Here is a 17,447-nt window from a genome sequence, read left to right on the forward strand (position 1 = left end):
AATACAATTAAACTGTTTATCAGTAAAGAAAAGTCAACTTTATTAATTTTTCTAACCTCCTCTTTTTTTTCTATATTATCAATCATTTGTATATTTATTTTTTCGAAATAGTATCTATTTTGATATATTTAATTTAAGCTCAAAAATAAAATGAGTGCTTGACTTGGAGGGAGGAGAAACGCTGCATGGCAGAGGACTCCTCCATTTGCTGTTAAACCCGATTCTTTTGCAGGATGTAGTTCTACAAAGGAAACATTCATATTTAATTGTGATTTACAAAATCGATTTAATGGGTGTCAAAAAATTTTTTTAGGTATGGATTTGGTAGCATGAAAGGTACTCAAAGACCATGCGATGTTTTTGTTTTCTGATACTTACAATTTATAAATTAATCCTTAATTTAATAGATAAACCTAAAAATTAGTGATTACTATAGAGGGGCTAGCAGCGAAGGGGCAGAGGAATTCTGGAGAAACGGTAGTGCTCGTATTTAAAGCCCGATTCCCCCTGTAAACCTCCGTTACAATAAAGGAATCGGACTTTAACAGCGATCGGAAGAATCCTCTGCCGCGCAGCGTCCCCTCCTTCTAGAGGGCAACCACTAATTTGGGTTTTGAGCCAATTTAACTGTATAAAAATGTCCTACAGAAGATAGAAATACATACTTGTTTCGTTTCTCCCATTCATTTATAGTAGATGAATATTTAGGATACTATTAAAGCGACCGGGGGAGGGGAGCCAACATGACCTTGATTCAGGTAGACAATCTGTATAAAGAGTTTAAAAGGCAAAAACGGAAAGATGGCTTTTGGCAGCTTATGAAAAGTCTGGTCTATCGTGAATACGAGATGAAGACCGCTGTCGAGAACATCTCCTTCCAAATTGACCGTGGAGAAATTGTCGGTTATATCGGTCCAAACGGTGCAGGCAAGTCCACCACGATTAAAATGATGGTAGGCATTCTGGTGCCAACATCCGGTCAAGTGCTTGTCAACGGTCTCGTCCCTTATCAAAACCGGATTGAAAATGCCCGCAAAATCGGCGCGGTGTTCGGTCAGAAAAGCCAGCTCTGGTGGGATACGCCCGTTATCGAATCACTTCGGCTTACCAGATATATGTACGACATCCCGGAGGACCGCTTCCATCAAAATATGAAGCTGTTCGATCAAGTGCTTGGTCTGGACGAATTCAAAACGGTTGCCGTTCGCTCGCTCAGTCTGGGGCAGCGGATGCGCGCGGACTTATGCGCAGCACTGCTGCATGATCCGGACATTCTGTATCTGGATGAGCCGACGATTGGCCTGGACGTTGTGGTTAAGGAAAGAATTCGGGAGTTTATTAAAGAAATTAATCGCCAGAGAGGGACGACCGTCATTCTGACGACGCATGATATGTCCGATATTGAAAAGCTGTGCAGCCGGGTTATGGTTGTCGATCAAGGCAAGCTGATGTATGACGGCAATTTAAGCACACTGAAGCATGATTTCGGCAACATGGAGTCGATGGAGCTAGAAACGACCGAGCCGTTTATAACCGAGCAGTCGCTTGTTCATATGGGGGTTTCCGTCAATGCCGGCGAGGATAACAAGACGCTGCTTACGTATGACAAAAACGAAATCAATTCGTCTGCCATTATGAAATGGCTGATGGAGCGTTATACGGTAACAGATTTTAAAGTAAAGGAAACGGAAATTGAAGCCATTATCCGCAATCTGTACGGTCAGTTCGAACAGGTTAAAAGCAAGCGGCAGGAGCAGGAAGTGAGCTTGGTATGAAGCTGGTTCTCTACCGTGAAATGACGATGAACTCATTCCGCTCTCTGCTCGCGTTTAGGGCGGAAGTTCTTTTGTTTCTGCTGTCGCAGGTGTTTAGAATCTTTATTCAAATTTATATTTGGCACGCTTTATTTGACGGCAAGGATGCCTTGAATTCACAAGCAGGAGCAATCTCTCTGCATGAAATGATTACCTACGTTTTGATCAGCTCTGTCATCTCGGTCTTTGCGACTAATGATGTCATCTTCCGTGTCAGCTCCAAAGTGTCCTCGGGCGAGATCGCCATGGATCTAATAAAGCCGATGAGTTTTCGGTCCGTTGTTTTTTGCCAAATGCTTGGCAGCAATTTATACCGCATTCTATTTGAATTAGTACCTCTTATCGTCATCAGTATCTTATTTTTCCATGTTCAGCTCCCTTCCTTTGCTCACGGAATCGCCTTTTTATTGCTCGTTCTAGGCGGCTTGTTCCTGAACTTCGTGATTACATATACAATTGGGTTGATCGCTTTTTGGTACATTTTAATCTGGCAGGTTAACATGTTATTAAACGGCCTGATCCGATTATTTTCCGGCGCATTTATTCCGATTTGGTTTTTCTCCGATTCGTTAATCCAAATCTCGTACTTTTTACCGTTCCGCCTCATCTACTATGAGCCGATCTCCGTTTATCTGGGCAAAATCTCAAGCGTGGAAGAGCTGCTGCTGCTGTTTGCCCAGCAACTGGCCTGGATTGTCGGATTGCTGCTGCTGCAAAAATGGATGTGGACGAAAGCTGTAAAACGTCTTGTGCTGCAGGGAGGTTAACATGAGATATTTGAAGCTTTATATGCGCTTTATCCCTGTTTATTTTAAAAGCAAAACGGAGTATGGTTTTGGCTTTTACATGGACTTTATCGGCTTTGCCATTTCACATGTCGTCAGCTATATGGTTATTTGGGCGCTTATGAGCCGTTTTGAGACGATCAACGGCTGGAATATGTACGAAGTGATGCTCATTTACACATTAAATCTCATTACGTTTGGAATTGCGGGCGCCTTTTTCTTTTTTCAGATGGATGATGTAGAAAACATGGTGCACCAGGGGAACTTTGACGGCTTTTTAGTGAAGCCGATCAACCCGTTTATTCATATGATTATTAAAAGTTTCGGCCATTTTTACTTGGGCGATATTGTCATTGCCATCATAATGCTCGCTTTTTGCTTTCAAAAGCTGGGCTTGAGTCCCGATATGATCGCCTACGCCAAGCTGATCTTTGTTTTGCTAGGGGCTGTACTCGTTCAAGCTTCCTTTATTGTGATGACTGGCTCAATGTGCTTCTGGCTCGTGCGTTCCCGATCCATCATGAATATTGTCTTGTTCGGCATGCGCGGCTTTGTCGATTACCCGATCTCGATTTACAGCAAGTTCATCCGGATTTTACTGACATTCGTTATTCCGTACGGCTTTGTAAACTTTTACCCGGCCCAAATCATATTAGACAAGCAAGACGGCGCTTTGTTTGCCGGCTGGCTGCCTTATGCAACGCCAGTTGTTGGGCTGATCCTGTTTATGATCGCGTACAAGGTGTATATGACGGGCATTAATCGTTACCAAGGAACAGGGAGTTAGCTAATAAATGGTCAAGCCCCACCGCTAGAGTCCATCTTGCGCGGTGGGTTTTTGCTGTGTTCTCTTACAAGCGATATTTCTAAATAATTGCTGCCTAGAGTGAAGCTATGTCGTATCATTTATTGGCGAATTTTAAGAAACAAGGTCGAAAATAGGTCTCAATTGTGATTTTTTTCACATACAACATTAATGAAATAAGTCATACTGTAGATGTAGCAAAGATCACATCAAAGATTAAGTAGTGAGGGGAGATGTCAACATGATTAGAAAATGGTGGACTGAGCATACGGGGGCTTCGGCTCTGCTTGCCTTACTGAGGATTTATCTGGGGTGGCAATGGTTAGTGGCGGGGTGGCATAAGCTTGCGGCGGTTAAACCGTTTGACGCGACAGGGTTTTTGAACCAGGCGATAACTAGCCCGGTGGCGGAAAAGGGAACAGGTGCAGTACTTTATCCGACCTTTACAGCCTTTATAGAGCACTTTGCCTTGCCGAATGTGAAGCTGATTAATTTTATGATTCCGCTGGGCGAATTCCTGGTCGGTCTGGGCCTTATTCTTGGGTGGCTGACGCTGACGGCAACATTCTTCGGACTGCTCATGAACTTCATGTTCATGTTTGCCGGTACGGTATCGACGAATCCGTGGCTGATACTGTTTGGCTTCCTGATTATCTTGGGTGGCGCGAATGCCGGACGCTTCGGTATTGATTATTACATCCGTCCGTTTGTCAATAAGACGATTGCCAGATTGAGAAAAGGCAATACACCGGTCAGCAGCGACCATCCAAATCGACCAGCCTGAGTTAGTGGAAATCGACAAGTGTAAACGGCTGGCAGTCGTGAGACTGCCAGTCAATCCTGAAGAAATCCCCTTTAGTTCCTGCAGAGAGGACAACTAAAGGGGATTTCTGATCAAGCCTGTGGCTTCGGTTACATTCTGCAAATATCTTTGGGACAGTTCTCGCAGTGACAAATATCCCGCAAATAATTGATATCATGGATGACCAGATGTTGCTGGTCGTAAGACAGCACGCCGCGCGCCTTGAGATCGTTAAGCATCCGGTTGACACTTTCCCGTGTCGCTCCGATCATTTCGGCCAAATCGGTGTGGGTCTGCTTGCTGGAAATGTAAATGCCATCATTCCGCTGCACACCATACGAGTTGGACAGACGAATCAGCGTAGAGCAGAGGGCGCCCGGCTTGCCGAACATCATAAGATCCCTGAACTTCGTTTGCGTAACCCGGTGCATGAGCCCCATCCATTTCATAAATTCCACTGCCAGCTCTCCATGCCGCCAGAGCAAAATTTCCAGGTCACGCTGCTGGATGACTCCGATTACCGTATCCTCCAACGTATCCGCGCGGAACGCGTGCGTTGATTGCTGAAACGGATCGACTTGCCCGAACAAATCTCCCTCCTGATGGATGCACATAATAATCTGCTTGCCATCCGGCGAGGTTTTCGTTATTTTCACACTGCCTGACTTCAAATAGTATAGTTTATCCGCGTGATCTCCTTCTTCATAGAGGGAGGTATTGGCAGGCCATTTTTTGTCATACATGATTTCTGTCAGCTTTACCAGACTTTCCGACGAAAAGCAAGACGTATTCCGTATTCCCGTATCCTGAACTTGTGATTCATATGCGGTCATGTGGATCCCCTCCAATACTGATAATCTTATTATATACGGAAAATATTGTTTTTGAGTGTGATAAATATCACACCGTGGTGACGGAATGCCAGAAACGTGAGATATCTCACAGCCAAAATGTTTTCTGGGTGGTTTAATTAAAGCTAAAATCAGGGAGGGAGGAGAAAAGGATGGATGTAACAGGAGTCATTTTGGCGGGAAGCCGAGCTTCCAGGACAGCGGGGAAACCAAGTCATGCTTTTTGGTTCTACAATGGGGAGATGATGTTGGAGCGCCAGCTTTCATCCATGCGTCAGTTTTGCAAAGAACGAATTGTAGTCACCGATTCCCCGAAGCCATTTTTGGATGTGCTTGACCCCAATGTTCGGCTTATTACCGATTTCGCTGCAGGGAACGGTCCGCTCGGAGGGTTGCATGCTGCGCTCCACCTGTCGACTCATCCGGTTATCTGGGCTGTTGCCTGTGATTTGCCGCTTTTGAACAGCAAGGCAGCGGAGTATATGACTCATAAGCTGGAAGGCTATGATGCAGTTGTACCGGTGCTTAATAACCGATTGCAGCCTTGGTTCGGTATTTATGACAAGCGCTGTGCGAAGGTAGCGTCAGAGCTTCTGAACCATGGTCTGACATCTCCTCTGGTGTTTTTGTCCTTTATACAATATAAGCCGGTTCCGGCTTTTGAATTTTTGGAACACGGCATTGATCCCGGCTTTTTGTATAGGCTCAGCCATCCGAATGAGATGACGCGGCCATCTTGATCATAGAAATCATTCACGAGTTCTGGCCGTGTGACAAAAATCACAGCACATATTCAGATAAACAGTTATAATAGAAGTATTCAAGGGAATACATTCGGGCTAACCAAGCCGCGTTCCCAATGCAAAGGGGGAAATTAATACTCAGAGCTGTATGCTCAATTGCATGAAGTATGAAGGTAATACGTTAAGCCACAGTCTCAGCAGCATCGAGAAGATAAGGCTTTACCTGCACGAACAACAGACAAGATGATGGAGCCTTCCACTCCAAGATATGAGAGAGCTGATTCCATGGCATGAACGGATACTCGAATCGGCTAATTCGTCTCCGGGTTCCCCCGGGCTATACCTCCCGGTTGGAGACATTAGAATATACACCCTATAAGCGCAGCGGCTGCCGCATCCCTTTAACCGGCAGACACGCTGCGCGCATACAATGAAAATCAAGCAGTCGGATGAAAAGTTTCCTTGTAAAGAGGAGATTTTCTTCCGGCTGTTTCTGCTATATACGTGGAACGAAAGAAACGAAAGAAACGAAAGAAACGAAAGAAACGAAAGTAGCGTGGCGAAGTCTGGAGGAACCCGGAAAATGAAGTCAAGCGCCCGTTTACGTTTTGAGCCGAAAAATTTTTGCTGAACACGGAACCAGTTCCTCTCTTGTATTGTCTAATAGATGGAGGTGAGGATATTTGGATGATTCAGACTGGAAATATGTCGAGCAGATGGATACAGATGGTCTACAGCATCTTATGTCTGCTTACGGTCAGGACATATGGAATCTGGCTTTCCTGTTGACGAAGCGCCATCATTTGGCGGATGACATTACGCAGGATGTTTTTATTAAAGTGTATCAATCCATTCATCTGTTCCGTGGAGCATCCAGTATGAAAACCTGGCTGTTGTCCATTACACGGAATATTGCCATTAATTATTTGCGGACCGCTTTTATGCGGAAGGTGACTTTGACAAGCTGGATTTCAACCCAGGGGGTTAACGCATCGGCTGAAAAAGAAGTGCTGGAACAGTCGGTTGCCGAGGAGATTTGGCGCGTTGTGCTGGAGTTGCCGTTAAAGCTGAGAGAAGCGCTGATTTTACATGCCAAATATGAGCTGTCCATGAAGGAAATAGCCAGTGTGCTTGGGGTATCATCCACAAGCAGCGGACCCGTCGGACCAGGCGGATTATGGTTGCAGCCGCAGCCTTTATGATCATTGCAGGAATTGCGGCCTATCAAGGCAAGATCGGAGAATAGGCAACAGGCTACTGGAAGGAGATCACGGTGCGGCAGGTCCCTCCAGAATCTATTGATCCTCCAAATTAGACCGAAGAAGAACCCAAGGAACCGGAGAAGCTGTTCCCGATTAAAATCAAAGCGGCATCCGGGGTGCTGAAGGATGTATGGCCTATTGATGACGTCTCCGATATATTCATTTATAATGAACGGACCGGAGAAAAGATTGAAATTCCCAAGGAGCGTCAGTATGTCGTGACCCAAGCGCTTGCCTGGACGGACCTTGACAAGGCAAGGGCCTTGAAACCAGATGATAAGGGATATATGGTGACCTTGGCGCTGTACATGCAAGATGGGAAGGAATATGGTTTCCGTTACAACCCGGTGCAAAATACGTTTGATTTGGACAGCGGGCAATATTATGCCAATGACAAAATGTTGTTGCTCCTCAAAGGACTGCTGGAGCCGGACTCCAGATTAGCTGAACTGGATCGCTTGCTGGAGCAGGCGCGCGTGGAATATTCAGCCGATGACAGCGCCAAATCGACGAAAGCTTCATGTATGATTTTCGGCGTTTGCTGGTGGATGGCAGCGATTTTTACGCGTGGCAAAAGCGGCCTGCTGTTTTCAGTAACGTACAGCTTTATCTTTATTATGACAGTATGGTAGAAAAGATCGCCACAATGGGAGAATACGGCGGGGCCGATAACCTGATTGTTCTCAATTCTCAATTCGTGTTTGCCAGCAGCGACTATAAAACGGTGGACGGCATTGGTGTTGGGTCTCTTGAAGCAGAGGTGCTTGAGAAGCTGGGCAAGCCGAATTTGAAGACAAAGACAGGTTGGGGCTATAAATCCGGAGATTATGCAGCATTCTACCTTTATTTTGAAGAAGGCGTCGTCAAGTATATGTCCATCGGCATGCCTTCATAGAAGAACGAGTCAGCATTCCGGGCGATTCTCATACGAACAGGAGGTTCATTTATCTTGAAGCTGCGTTACAAATTCATGCTCATTCGAATTTGCTTTCTACCTTTTATAATCTACTATGCGGTTTTGATATCCCGAATCTCATTTTTCAAGCTTCAATATACGGCAGGCAATGTTCTGCTCGCCATTCTTCCACTTCCGTTGATAATTGCTCTGGCTATAGCTGTCTACTCCAAATGGCTGAAGAAAACGGCAAAAGCATACATGAGCATCTTTGTTGTAATGGGAATTGTATTTTGCCTGATTTCCATATCTTTAATGGGGTACAATCTCAATCATACCAAATTCGACTACAATAAGTGGGTCGGCTCCCCGCAATTGCGCATGGATATAGTCGACCATATGCTGAATAAGTATGGTCTGGAGGGACGCTCCAAAGATGGCGTTATTCAACTGCTGGGGCTTCCCGATCAGCCGGGGACGTCGCTGGAAGCTGCCGATTCATCCTTGTTTGTCTACCATCTTGGAGCAGGAACAGTAACAAAGGATGACAGGCAATATTATTTGGCCATTCGATTTAACCAGGAAGATCAGGTAGAGAACTATAGCATTTACTCGAATTCTTAGAGACTGAAGCGTGATTCGGCAGCCCTTTTTAACCCCGGTTGTAGGGGCCGGATCGGAGCTGGACAGGTCATAATTCTTTGTCCAGCATCATAGCTATATATCGGGAGACCAATTTCGCAGCGGGAGAGGAGAAGCGGTACGAAGGAGCATTACAACTGGCAGGGAGGGAATGCAATGAGTACAGAACTGCTCATTCAACTGCTTGTGCTGATTGTAATGATCATCGGGCTTGCTGTCCGTTCGGATTAGTCTTGCCAGAGGGGAAAACCGGAGGTCCGCGGCGGCTTCCGGTTTCTTCTGCTTGCAGCGTTGCAGCAATTCATCATTAGCCATTTACGAAATCTGGAATAACGTTTAAGATGGTGACAAGACCCGATGGCGGACACGCTGTGTCTCCAAAAGCGCCGCTTGGTGTTTGGGGCTCTGCAGCCGACAAGGGGTAATAGGAGACGAAGGGGTTAAATAGATGGCAAGAGGCTTGGAGGGAAAACGGATTGTGCTCGCAGGTTCGAGAAAATTAAACGAGCTTGGCGTCATGATCGAAAAGCAGGGCGGAGAAACGGTCGTCCGTTCACAGCAAGGGCTGCTTCAACTGGCGGAGAGCGAGGTGGAGCATGATCTTCGCCTGTTGCTGGACAGCGGAGCAGACTGGATGGTGTTCACAACAGGAACAGGTCTGGAGGCCATACTGAATCTGGCGGAGCAGCACGGCTTCCGGGACCGCATTGTGGAGCGAATCAAGCAATCCAGGGTAGCCGCAAGAGGCTACAAAACGTTTGCCATGCTTAAAGGGCTGGGAGTCGTCCCGGAAGTTACAGATGACGATGGCACTGTCCAGGGGTTGATCCGGGCATTGGAGCCGAATCGTTTTGAAGGCTCGAATGTCATGCTTCAATTGCATGGCGAGCTAATGCCGGAGCTGGTGCATTTTCTGGAAGAGCAGGGTGCTTCGGTCCGCAGCATACTGGCGTACAAGCATATTCCACCGGATTCCGAGGTGTCGCTGCAGCTCTGCAAGGAAGTTGCGGAAGGGGCGATCGACGCGGTTTGCTTTACAACGGCTGTGCAGGTCAGGTATTTATATGAATTTGCCCGGCAACACGGGTATGCCGATCGGCTCACTGACAGCTTCAATACCCGTGTGTTGGCAGCGGCTGTCGGCAGGGTAACAGCTGATGCATTAAGGGAAGCCGGGGTGGAGCGGCTGGTTGCGCCTGAACTGGAACGAATGGGTGCGATGCTGGTGGAAGTCGCCCGCTATTATCAGCAGCAAGCGGAAGAGGGACAATGAGAGAGGGAATGCCCCCGTATGCAGAAATAAAAATGCTAAAAGAAAATCGCCTGCGGCCCCTTACAAAATGGAGCGCAGGCGATTTTTTCATGCTTGAACAGCAATTAGGCGTATCCGCGGACCTGCGCATCTTTGGGCAGCCATACGGCAAGCAGACCGAGAAGCGGCAGGTAAGAGCAAAGCTTCATGACGAAAGCGATGCTTGTGGCATCCGCGACCGTACCGAGCACGGCGGAGCCGAGGCCGCCGACACCGAAGGCTAGCCCGAAGAACAGGCCGGAAATCATTCCGATTTTGCCCGGCAGCAGCTCCTGCGCGTAAACGACAATAATCGAGAAGGCGGAAGACAGGATAAAGCCTGCCAGTATAGCCATAACCGCCGACCAGAACAGATTGGTGAACGGCAAAATGATTGAGAACGGCGCTGTTCCCAAAATCGAGAACCAGATAATATTGCGCCGCCCGAAGCGGTCGGCCAACGGGCCGCCAAGGAATGTTCCGATTGCCGCCGCGCCGAGGAACGCAAACAAAAACCACTGCGATTCGCTGACTGACAGACCGTAGTCATGTATCAGATAGAACGTGTAATAGCTGATCATACTGGCGGTATAGACATTCTTGGAAATGACCAAGAGGACGAGAATGGCAACGGCCCATGAGACTTGGCTGCGGTTCAAAACACTGGCGTAACCCGGTTCTGATGCAGCGTGCGCCTTCCGTACCGGTCTTGGAGCAAGCTGCTGTCCTTTGTACCAGCGCGCAACATAAATTTGAATCCCTATTGCTGCCAAGGCCGCCAGGCTGAACCAGATGACGCCGAACTGGCCGATTTTGACAAACAATACAGCGGTCATGATCGGCCCGAGCGAGCTTCCGATATTGCCTCCCACCTGAAAGATGGATTGGGCAAGTCCTCTGCGGGGACCGGCTGCCAGATAAGCCACGCGCGACGATTCGGGATGGAAGATCGCTGAGCCAATCCCGATTGCGGTGACTGCCGTCAGGATGAGGCCATACTGTGGTGCGAGTGCCAGCATCAGAATCCCGATTAGTGTAAAGCAGACTCCAAGCGGCAAAATCATCGGCGTTGGCCTGCGGTCAGAAAATTGCCCGACTAGCGGCTGCAGAACGGAGGAGGTCAGATTCATCGCCAGAGCAATCATACCGATCTGGGCGTAACTTAAGTTCAACTCATCTTTTAGGATGGGAAATAAAGCGGACACTGTGGACTGCATTGTATCGTTCAGCAGATGGACGATACTGATTGCAAACAGGATCGGATATGCAGTTGCTGACGCTGCGCCTGCTCCCTGCTGAATAAACTCTTTTTTTGTACTCATGGTACGTTTTCTTTCACTTCCCTCAATTATAATTACATTTAATAGAATGCTGTCCTAATTAGGCTACTATATCACAGAAGTCAGGAAGCGTGTGAGGGAATTTTTCAAATTTTCTCCATTTCATATATCCGCTCGGATCGCCTTACAGAGTACCCGTCCATACGTGGATATCTTTGCGGTAGCGTTCGATGTCCGCGGCGCGGCAAGATAAGGTGAGTCTGGTTCCTTCCTCCTCATAGGCAGTAGCCTGCACATCCGCATTAGAGTTGAAATAGGCCACGATCTGACCTTTATCATAGGGTACAAGGATATCGCAGTGAACAAAGTCCCGGAATATCCGCTTGGCCAGTTCTGCTGATAGCTCATTCATACCGTATTTCTCCCTGGCGGATAAATAAATGCTGTTCTCTGTTACCCGCGGGTACGGCTCATCAGTCAGATCGGATTTATTGTAAACCGTAAGCTCCTGCACATGATCCGCTCCCAGATCGCGGAGCGTCTCCCGTGTAACTTCCATTTGGCTAGGCCAATCCGGATTGGATACATCCACAACCTGCAGCAGCAGGTCAGCTTCTGCCACCTCTTCCAATGTAGAACGGAATGCCTTCACGAGATGATGGGGCAGTTGACTGACAAACCCGACCGTATCGGTCAGCACAAAGGATTTGTTGCCGGGCAACTCGATGCTGCGCGACTTCGTCTCCAATGTAGCGAACAGCATATTATGAGCAAATACCTGTTTATCTGTATCCGGGTTATAAGTTTCCAGCATTGCATTCATCAGCGAGGATTTGCCGGCATTCGTATAGCCGACTAGACTGACGACGGGGACTTCGTTTTTACGGCGCTGTTTACGCAATATCTGGCGTCTGGACACCAGCTTCTCCAGTTCACTCTCCAGCGCGGCAATCCGGTCTTCGATCCGGCGGCGATCCAGCTCCAGCCTGGTTTCACCTGAACCACGGTTTTTCAGGCCAGATCCGCCGCCTTGTCTGCCCAGCGATTCACGGCTGCCTACCAGCCGGGGAAGCATGTAATGCAGCCGTGCGACCTCGACCTGGAGCTGGGCCTCTTTCGTTTTCGCCCGTTGAGCGAAAATTTCCAGAATAAGCATGGTTCGGTCGATAATTTCACAATTCAGCTCGGATTCGAGGTTGCGGATTTGAGCCGGGGACAGCTCATCATTGAACAAGACGGTCGAATGCTCATGGGCTTTAAGCATAGTCTTAAGTTCCTCGAGCTTCCCCTTGCCGATATAGTGGGAGGAGTGGAAGCGGGCTGATTTTTGTGTCAGTGCGCCAATCGGCTCCATATTGCAGGCTTCAGCCAGGTTGGCCAGTTCCTGCATGGAATAATCGAATTTGTAATGCTGCGGCAGTTGTGCGCCAACGAGCAGCGCTTTGGTTTGTTCTACGGTCATCTGTATATCTTCCTTTCGTCGTACCTGATTTGTTCAAACAAATAAAAGCACAGGCAGGCTGCCTGTGCTTAAGGTAAGCGAAGAGGAAACAGGGGACGATATGAGAGCGCTAAAATGCATGGCGGCACTCAACATGTCCGTGGATTGACCAATATTCCAATGCCGGAGAAGTTCAGAGCAAAGCAGCATGGAGTCCGACTTCAATTAGGCAAACGAAGGGGACAGCCGGGTCGATGCTTGGCGAGACCAGTTCCGTATAGGGTGAAATGGGCAGACCTATCCTGATTCCTCTGCTTACGAGGCAGAGCCTTGAGCGTGTTCAATTAACCGCGCAAAGTGCGAATCCGGATAAAATCTATCACACTTAACCCTCCGTTCATTCAAAATTAGACCTAGTGTAGCATACTCGGCTTCGCCTGGCAAGGGTTGGAAAACAAGAGTTTACAAATTGCTGCCACATCCTCAAAAAATATACGAACGAATTCTGCAAAATTCCCGCGAATTCGAGTAGCAAACGCTCTCGCAAGATCATTGACAATGAGGAAGGAAGCATTATACATTGATGGTAGTCTGTAACGTTATACAACCAATCAGAGGGGGAATGGATATGACCCTGCATTTAGGAATTGATCAGGGCGGGAGCAAGACGGTTGCCGTATTGTTCGGCTCCGATGGAAAATTGCTGTCTCAGGGCAACAGCTATGGTTCATGCTTTTATTATGACGGGGTAGAGCATGCGCTCGAAGCCATACGCCAGGCGTCACAGCAGGCACAGGCGCAGGCAGGTGTGACGTGGGAGGACATTCGCACGGTTGCAGGAGGGATCGCCGGCGTGAACTGGCCGGAGGAGGAAGTGCTGATTTCCAATGAACTGCAGCATCTGTGGGGTGAAGCGCGCATCAAGGTCGTTAATGATTGCCTGATTGCTTTGGGAGCAGGCACGAACAAGCCGAATGCGGCCGTGCTGTGTGCAGGTACCGGATTGAATGTGGCGCTGCGTGGAAGCGGCGGCATTGAGGTCGTTTACGGCAGCTATATCGATCGGCTTGACCAGGGTGGGCGCGGGCTTGGCGAGCGGATTCACCAGGCACTGTTCGACGCAGAGATCGGCCGCATTCCGCAGACCCGGTTGACTGGCAAGGTGCTTGAATTTTATGAGCTGAAGTCGGTAGTGCAGGTGTTGTATGATTTGCCGCGCGACCGGCTGAAGCGCAGTCCGAAGGATATGACCTACTTGCTCTTTGAGTTGGCTAATGAGGGCGATCCGGCTGCGTATGAGATCGTCAGCAGCTTTGCCCGCAACATCAGCAGCTACATAACGGCTGGAATCGCTAAGTATGGCCTGCAAGAGACGGATTTTGATGTAGTTCTGACGGGCGGGCTGTTCAAGACACGGCATCCGTTGCTGAGAGAGACGGTTGTATCGGAAATTCACAGGATTGCTCCGCGCGCACAAATTGTAGATGCCTGGTATGAGCCGGTTGTAGGCGCGGTGAAGCTCGGACTTGGCGGCTTGTATGCCGGGAGTATTCCTGAGGAAGTGCTGCTGCAATGCGAGCAAGGGGCAGATCAGTACGGCCTTGCAAGAGTCTGATGAACGATGAAGGTCGAATTATAAACGTTACGATGGTTAAGACGGAACGGGTCCTTCGGTGAAGCTGCAAGGCAAGAGAGTAATTCGTTCGCTGTACCACGTGTTGCAGATTCTCTGCCGTGTTTTCAAAATGTCAAGAAGAGAAAATTTATTTTTTTCTCATAAACAGGACTAGTCCCGCGCCTGTACTGGTTTTTTTGTATCAGAGGTACATTTTAGGAAATGCCCGTTGTGGTACATTGGATTACAGATACAACACATTCTGACAGAAAGCTGGGGATAGCAAATGAATCCACAACGTGTACCTTATGCAGGCAAATGGCTGGCGGCGGCAGGGCTTGGCTTGACACTGATATTGTCTGGTGGAGGGATCGGCGCACTGCCTGCAACATACGCGGCCACGGAAGGCTCTTCACAGGCGGATGCTGTCATAGCTACCGGAAAACAGTTTCTGGGCGTCGATTACAAATTTGGGGCTCCATCAGGGAGAACGGATGAATTTGATTGCTCTTCTTTTACGCAATATGTGTTTAAACAAAACGGTATTGACCTTCCGCGTTCTTCTAGAGAGCAATCGACTGAAGGCGTCAAGGTCTCAAAGAGCCAGCTTCAGCCGGGTGATTTGATTTTCTCCGATACAGATCGGGACGGTGTCATTAATCATGTCGGGATTTATATCGGGAACAATAAAACGCTTCATACGTACCGCAAAGGAATTGGCGTCACGATTTCGGAATTTTCCGGAAGCACTTGGGACGATACCTTTGTAACTGCTCGCCGTGTCATTAAAGGCATTCCGTCAACGGATGGCGATAGCGGTTCGGCAGTTGACCAGCAAAGTTCCAGCAAGCCTGACGAACCAAATTCAGGTAAGGATAACACCCCTAATCAAAGGGATCGTAACAGCAGTGGCGGTGCCGGAGAGATTGATTCCGGACGGAATGGCAATGGAAATGGAAATGATCAATCGCGTCCGGACAGGAATGACCGCTACAATTACAACAACAACAACAACTGGTTGAATAGATTCTTCTAAATTATTCGGACAGGAATAAAATAATAATTGCACTTGAATTTCTAATGGCAGAAAGGGGACAGTTAAATCTGGTCTCCTTTCTGCTTGTTGTTGCCTTCACCTTGTCAGTCTGCATCCGGGAGTTGTATTCTACTTATACAAGCCAAACCTTTGGTTTAAACGACTGATGACACGATACATAAGGGGAGACAAGATGAATGAGCAATATCATTGATTTAAAGGAGATTAGCTGGCGGAGAGAAGAGAAGACGATTCTTCACGATGTGAACTGGCAGGTAGAAAAAGGGCAGCATTGGGCGGTTCTCGGCCTGAATGGATCCGGCAAAACCACGATCCTGAATATGATTAATGGTTACATCTGGCCGTCAACAGGCTCCGTATCTGTACTCGGACATCCGTTCGGAACCATTGATTTACGGGAACTGCGCAAATCAATCGGCTGGGTCAGCTCATCGCTGCAGGAGAAGATGAACTATAATGACAAGACAGACAACGTGGTAATAAGCGGCAAATACGCCTCCATCGGCTTGTATGAGAAACCGGCGGCGGAGGACATCGAGCAGGCGCATCAGTTGATGCGAGATCTCCGCTGCGGACATCTGATCGGCGGCCTGTACCGGACCTGCTCCCAGGGGGAGAAGCAGAAAATTCTTATTGCCCGCGCCTTGATGGCTTCTCCGAAGTTGCTGATTCTGGATGAGGCCTGCAACGGGTTGGACTTTATTTCCAGAGAGGCGCTGCTGTCAAGCATCAGTGAGATAGCTTCCCGTGCGGATGCGCCGACACTTTTGTACGTCACTCACCATACGGAGGAGATTTCCCCGGTCTTTACCCATACGCTGCTTGTCCGCCGGGGTACTATTTTTGCAGTGGGGGAGACCAAACAGGTGCTTGCAAGCAAGGTGCTTAGCGAATTTTTCGAAATGCCGGTTCAAATTTCCTGGCAAAAGGAAAGAGCCTGGCTGTCCGTACTCTAATGCAATGGTAAGTCGTACTTACAATAAACAGCCCCCGCACGGCATTCCGGCGGGGGCTGTTGCTAATGTTACAGCTTATTCGTTAAAGTAAACGGCTTTTCCGGTGTTGGACGACTCATAGATCGCTTCCAGAATTCGCGATACTACATAAGCTTGCTCCGGTGTGACGATCGGATCGGTATCCTCATCGATAGCTTTGAGCCAAAGCTTCATCTCCAGATCCGGTCCTTCTTCGCTTGTGCCGTCATAGAAAGCAACGCCGCCGGATTCCAGCTCAACTTCAGTTGTATACAGACGGCTGTTGCGCTCGCCATTCAGGCGAAGGCCGCCTTTCATGTCTGCTCCGGCTTTTGTTCCGGAGAGTGAACATTTAGCCTCATCCACCTCAAGCGTATTCAGCGCCCAACTGGACTCGACCATGATCGTTGCACCGTTCTCCATAACAACCATAGCGAATGCGGAATCTTCTACAGTAAATTTAGCAGGGTCCCACGATCCCCAGGCATTTGCCGCGTTTTCCGTCTGGGAGAGCTTGTGATAAGCTTGGCCCAATACAACTTTTGGCTTATAGTTGTCCATCATCCAAAGCGTAAGGTCAAGCGCATGCGTACCGATATCAATTAGCGGACCGCCGCCTTGTTTCTCTTCATCAAGGAATACACCCCACGTAGGAACCGCGCGGCGACGGATTGCATGAGCCTTCGCGAAATAGATTTCACCCAGTTCGCCTTCTTCGCAGAGCCTTTTCAGATGCAGGCTATCTGTTCTGAAGCGGTTGTTGTAGCCAACAGTAAGCTTCTTGCCCGTTCTCTTAGCCGCTTCAACCATCCGTTTGGCGTCAGCTGCTGTTTTGGCAATCGGCTTCTCACACATAACATGCTTGCCGGCTTCGAGCGATGCGATTGTAATGTTCGCATGGGAGTCATTTGGTGTCAAGACATGAATAACATCAATGGAACCGTCTTTAAGCAGCTCTTGGAAATCTGTGTAAACTTTGGCTTCCGACGTTCCGTATTTCTCAGCTGCCTGTTGTGCACGCTCTTCGATAACGTCACAGAAGGCAACCAGTTCAGCGTTTTTCTGTTTGCTCAGGCTTGGCAAATGTTTGCCGTTAGCAATTCCGCCACAGCCGATAATTCCAATGCGATACACCTTGCTCATTTGTCATTCCTCCAAATTCATTATAGGTTTGCGTATATTTGCGAAAA

General features: G+C 48.3%; 17 protein-coding genes. 13 read left to right on the forward strand and 4 right to left on the reverse strand.

The features are described 5' to 3' along the window. Window positions 1-743 precede the first annotated feature (743 nt). From JFN88_RS15585 to JFN88_RS15600, 4 genes are all read left to right on the forward strand, one after another. Complete coding sequence (locus JFN88_RS15585; protein WP_199020187.1) at window positions 744-1,775, forward strand: ABC transporter ATP-binding protein; 1,032 nt, start codon at window positions 744-746, stop codon at window positions 1,773-1,775. Then, complete coding sequence (locus tag JFN88_RS15590; RefSeq protein ID WP_199020188.1) at window positions 1,772-2,581, forward strand: ABC transporter permease; 810 nt, start codon at window positions 1,772-1,774, stop codon at window positions 2,579-2,581. The genes JFN88_RS15585 and JFN88_RS15590 overlap by 4 nt, the downstream gene beginning before the upstream one ends. 1 nt (window position 2,582) lies before the next feature. Further along, the gene (locus tag JFN88_RS15595; protein WP_199020189.1) at window positions 2,583-3,386 is read left to right on the forward strand and encodes an ABC transporter permease; all 804 of its coding nucleotides are present in this window, start codon (window positions 2,583-2,585) and stop codon (window positions 3,384-3,386) included. 259 nt (window positions 3,387-3,645) lie between these two features. Further along, window positions 3,646-4,188 (forward strand): TQO small subunit DoxD, encoded by a 543-nt coding sequence (locus tag JFN88_RS15600; RefSeq protein WP_199020190.1) that lies wholly within the window; start codon window positions 3,646-3,648, stop codon window positions 4,186-4,188. Window positions 4,189-4,316: 128 nt separating this feature from the next. Here JFN88_RS15600 and JFN88_RS15605 read toward each other — a convergent pair whose 3' ends face one another. Continuing rightward, the gene (locus tag JFN88_RS15605) at window positions 4,317-5,039 is read right to left on the reverse strand and encodes a Crp/Fnr family transcriptional regulator (RefSeq protein ID WP_199020191.1); all 723 of its coding nucleotides are present in this window, start codon (window positions 5,037-5,039) and stop codon (window positions 4,317-4,319) included. Between the two features lie 170 nt (window positions 5,040-5,209). On the opposite strand from JFN88_RS15605, the gene mobA reads away from it, so the two are divergent. The 6 genes from mobA (at window position 5,210) to JFN88_RS15635 (ending at window position 9,872) form a co-directional block, all read left to right on the forward strand. Then, on the forward strand, window positions 5,210-5,797 hold the full coding sequence (mobA, locus tag JFN88_RS15610) for a molybdenum cofactor guanylyltransferase (RefSeq protein WP_199020192.1): 588 nt from the start codon (window positions 5,210-5,212) through the stop codon (window positions 5,795-5,797). 686 nt (window positions 5,798-6,483) lie between these two features. Continuing rightward, window positions 6,484-7,002 (forward strand): RNA polymerase sigma factor, encoded by a 519-nt coding sequence (locus JFN88_RS15615; RefSeq protein WP_199020193.1) that lies wholly within the window; start codon window positions 6,484-6,486, stop codon window positions 7,000-7,002. 176 nt (window positions 7,003-7,178) lie between these two features. Further along, a complete protein-coding gene (locus JFN88_RS15620; RefSeq protein ID WP_199020194.1) occupies window positions 7,179-7,694 on the forward strand; it encodes a hypothetical protein in 516 nt (171 codons plus the stop codon). A 14-nt stretch (window positions 7,695-7,708) separates the two neighbouring features. Then, window positions 7,709-7,957 carry a hypothetical protein gene (locus tag JFN88_RS15625; protein ID WP_199020195.1) on the forward strand — a complete coding sequence of 83 codons (249 nt, stop codon included), beginning with the start codon at window positions 7,709-7,711 and terminating at the stop codon, window positions 7,955-7,957. 54 nt (window positions 7,958-8,011) lie between these two features. Continuing rightward, the gene (locus tag JFN88_RS15630) at window positions 8,012-8,581 is read left to right on the forward strand and encodes a hypothetical protein (protein ID WP_199020196.1); all 570 of its coding nucleotides are present in this window, start codon (window positions 8,012-8,014) and stop codon (window positions 8,579-8,581) included. 466 nt (window positions 8,582-9,047) lie between these two features. Continuing rightward, entirely contained in the window at window positions 9,048-9,872 is an 825-nt protein-coding gene (locus tag JFN88_RS15635) for a uroporphyrinogen-III synthase (protein ID WP_199020197.1), read from the forward strand. A 104-nt stretch (window positions 9,873-9,976) separates the two neighbouring features. Here the strand turns inward: JFN88_RS15635 and JFN88_RS15640 are convergent, their stop codons facing one another. Next, window positions 9,977-11,212: an MFS transporter gene (locus JFN88_RS15640; protein WP_199020198.1), complete on the reverse strand. Its 1,236-nt coding sequence runs from the start codon at window positions 11,210-11,212 to the stop codon at window positions 9,977-9,979. A 142-nt stretch (window positions 11,213-11,354) separates the two neighbouring features. Further along, on the reverse strand, window positions 11,355-12,632 hold the full coding sequence (gene hflX, locus JFN88_RS15645; RefSeq protein WP_199020199.1) for a GTPase HflX: 1,278 nt from the start codon (window positions 12,630-12,632) through the stop codon (window positions 11,355-11,357). Between the two features lie 607 nt (window positions 12,633-13,239). Here hflX and JFN88_RS15650 point away from each other — a divergent pair. The 3 genes from JFN88_RS15650 to JFN88_RS15660 all read left to right on the forward strand — a co-directional run bounded on the left by JFN88_RS15650 (window position 13,240) and on the right by JFN88_RS15660 (window position 16,239). After that, the gene (locus JFN88_RS15650; RefSeq protein WP_199020200.1) at window positions 13,240-14,226 is read left to right on the forward strand and encodes an N-acetylglucosamine kinase; all 987 of its coding nucleotides are present in this window, start codon (window positions 13,240-13,242) and stop codon (window positions 14,224-14,226) included. A 286-nt stretch (window positions 14,227-14,512) separates the two neighbouring features. Beyond that, window positions 14,513-15,262, forward strand: coding sequence for a C40 family peptidase (locus JFN88_RS15655; RefSeq protein WP_199020201.1), 750 nt, complete (start codon window positions 14,513-14,515; stop codon window positions 15,260-15,262). A gap of 197 nt (window positions 15,263-15,459) precedes the next feature. Continuing rightward, window positions 15,460-16,239, forward strand: a complete 780-nt coding sequence (locus tag JFN88_RS15660) for an ABC transporter ATP-binding protein (protein WP_199020202.1) — start codon at window positions 15,460-15,462, stop codon at window positions 16,237-16,239. Between the two features lie 75 nt (window positions 16,240-16,314). On the opposite strand, the gene JFN88_RS15665 is transcribed toward JFN88_RS15660, so the two are convergent. After that, window positions 16,315-17,400 carry a Gfo/Idh/MocA family protein gene (locus JFN88_RS15665; protein ID WP_199020203.1) on the reverse strand — a complete coding sequence of 362 codons (1,086 nt, stop codon included), beginning with the start codon at window positions 17,398-17,400 and terminating at the stop codon, window positions 16,315-16,317. Between the last annotated feature and the right edge of the window lie 47 nt (window positions 17,401-17,447).

Origin of the sequence: Paenibacillus roseus (assembly GCF_016424485.1) — a bacterium.
In the GTDB taxonomy this organism is placed as follows: domain Bacteria; phylum Bacillota; class Bacilli; order Paenibacillales; family Paenibacillaceae; genus Paenibacillus_D; species Paenibacillus_D roseus.